2 protein-coding genes are annotated in these 2,509 nt (G+C 35.2%); both read right to left on the bottom strand.

Annotation, left to right across the window (positions count from 1 at the left end; translation table 11 throughout):
- Positions 1-274: 274 nt before the first annotated feature.
- A complete protein-coding gene (locus tag BLW33_RS13865) occupies positions 275-1,012 on the bottom strand; it encodes a LytR/AlgR family response regulator transcription factor (protein WP_090310061.1) in 738 nt (245 codons plus the stop codon).
- Positions 990-2,081 (bottom strand): GHKL domain-containing protein, encoded by a 1,092-nt coding sequence (locus BLW33_RS13860; RefSeq protein WP_176966747.1) that lies wholly within the window; start codon positions 2,079-2,081, stop codon positions 990-992. Before BLW33_RS13860 ends, BLW33_RS13865 begins: the two co-directional genes overlap by 23 nt.
- Positions 2,082-2,509 lie beyond the last annotated feature (428 nt).

Below are 2,509 nucleotides of genomic sequence, written 5' to 3'. Positions count from 1 at the left end.
CTCTTTTTAGTATATCAGATTCATTAATATCCGTCTGAAAAAATGTCTTAATTTATGAGACCATTATATTTCGATAAACGAGATAAAGACTGCCCGGAATAGTGACCCCAATAGTCGTGAAATACTGTCAGATTTTAAGATTATGAGTAATACGGCTAAAGGTCCAAACTATCGCGCTCGTTTTAAAATGTCCTTCTGTATTCAGAAATGGTTTTGATTAGGACAGATCAAAAAACAGCCAGGTTTCACACGTATCGTGAAACCTGGCTGTTTTTTAAATCCCACGCTGAAAGGCATAAGCCTCATATTTTCGGATAATCTCTGCCCGTTGCCGATAGCTAATATCCGCAAGATAGCCTTTTTGTAAATGGAACTGGTAGCCTTTGTAAAAGAGAACCCGGTCCATATTGATGATAAAGCTGCGATGGGTTTTTAGAAAATGAAAGGGCAGCAGCATCTTTTCAAGATTAGAGATTTTTTCTCTGGTAATGTATTTGTTGGTAAGGGTGTAAATTGAAGTTTTTCGATTTAGGGATTCAATCATGATGATGTCATCATAGGGGAGGGCGATGTGCTTTTGGTCAACATCCAGAAAAAGCTTGGTTTTTTGCTTTTTCCAGGAGTTTACGCCCCGTAAAAGGGCCTGTTCCAATCGATGGGGGTCCAAGGGTTTTAGAACATACTGAAAGGTATTGAGCTCATAGGTATCAATCATGTATTGTGAGTGGCTGGACACAAAAAATACAATGCAGTTTACCCTCCTTTTTCGCAATTCCGTAATGGTTTCGAGCCCGTTGCGTCCCGGTGGCATTTCGACATCGATAAAAAGAAAATCAACTTCTTTAGGTTGAGGGGAGGCAGAATCGGAAAGATACCAATTCAGAAGATCCTCACCAGAGTAAAATCTTATGAAATTGGGCTCTATATTCTGTTTCTGTAAAAAAACGTTAACTTGTGTTTCTAAAGTCGTTACAAAGGCTGGGTCATCATCACAAATTATAATGTTTAACATTTTTTTGCTCCTTTCGCGGTGAGATATTTTCTAAGGTAACGATAATGGTGAAGTATCCATCCATGATGTTATAATTGGCCAGTCCATTATAATGCTCTGCAATTTCCTGGATGGTAGACAAGCCAAAACCATGGTTTTGGGTATCTTTCTTGGTCGTCTTTTCTAATGATGTGTGAATGGTTGGGTTTTCACAGTAAATCCTCAGACAGGAAAGATCGGTATCGTATTTAACGGTAAACACAATTTTAGGATGGTTTATTAAACTAATTTCTGTAGCTTCAATAGCATTATCAAGAAGGTTTGCGCAAATAAAGGAAATATCTATTTCATCGACAAAAAGGCTTTCTTTCCCCAGAAGGGCAATGGTCGATTCAACAGCAATGCCTTTATCCTTTGCTGCTTGAATCTTTGAGGAGAGGACAGCGTCTAATCCTTCATATCCAGTAAGGACTAGCCGGTCCTGGCTCTGCGAGTTTTCTAAAAGCTGAAGCAGAACATTTTCACATTCCTCCATTTTCTTTCCCTGAACTAACCCTAAAAGATGTGTGTAGCTTGCCTTCATATCATGTCGAGTTTTACGAAGATTGTGGTATTCCTGGGCGACATCCTGTTGGTGTTCTTTTTTAAGTGTTATATATTTTTTTAAAAAAGAATAATGTTGCTTTTCAAGCTCAAAGTTCAGCATGTTTCGGACAATATTGATAAGAAAAACGTTAGAAACAAAGATAAGAATGATTATTACAAAACATAAAGAATATTTGATGGTCATATTTGTTTCTCGGAAAACCGTCCAAACGAGAAGAATCATGATGATGATGGAGGTAATTGGATAAATGTAAATTAGATTCTTTTGCCATATTGAGAATTCTTTACGTTTAGTTCTTTTTATCAAAGTTATAAGAATGAGCATTATAAAACTGCTAAATAGAATTAAAACCGACGAAAAGGCATAGTTAGTATTGGAGTCTAAGTAGGTAGTAGATACATCTAATTGAACAAGAATAACTGTGGCTAACAATTCTGCGACTCCTGTAATTATTACAGAAATAAGAATAGTGAATAAGCGCATTTTTATACTATCCTTATAAAAGAAAGATATTAATGAAATACTAAAAACAGTCAATATAAAAGAACTGATTGGACTAATATGTTGGTAAAAAAGAAGATATGTAAATAATATTGGTATGAGTGTTAGATAAACATAAAATATGAATGATTGACGAATTTCCTTCGGGGAAGAGAGCGTATCAAAAATCATAAAAGTAATCAAGTATTTTACAACAAAACTAATTAATATAAAAATCATTTTTTTTCCTTCTATATTATATTATCAATATAATATCATAAATTAAGACTTAAGAATGTGATTTTTAAAGTGAATTATCTTATGATTATGCAAAATGTGAGTATTCCAATGTAATTGTGCATGCTTTCCGATGATTGAGATCACCCTATCCGGAAAACGAGTGCGCTGTTTCCGGACCGAGTGCAATCAAT

Origin of the sequence: Eubacterium aggregans, assembly GCF_900107815.1 — a bacterium.
Lineage (GTDB): Bacteria > Bacillota > Clostridia > Eubacteriales > Eubacteriaceae > Eubacterium_O > Eubacterium_O aggregans.
This window is presented reverse-complemented; position numbering and strand designations above follow the sequence as displayed.

What these genes read in the sequence shown, in the direction of transcription:
- BLW33_RS13860 (WP_176966747.1), bottom strand. Translation starts at nt 2,081, where the DNA reads ATGCGCTTATTCACTATTCTTATTTCTGTAATAATTACAGGAGTCGCA.
- BLW33_RS13865 (WP_090310061.1), bottom strand. Translation starts at nt 1,012, where the DNA reads ATGTTAAACATTATAATTTGTGATGATGACCCAGCCTTTGTAACGACT.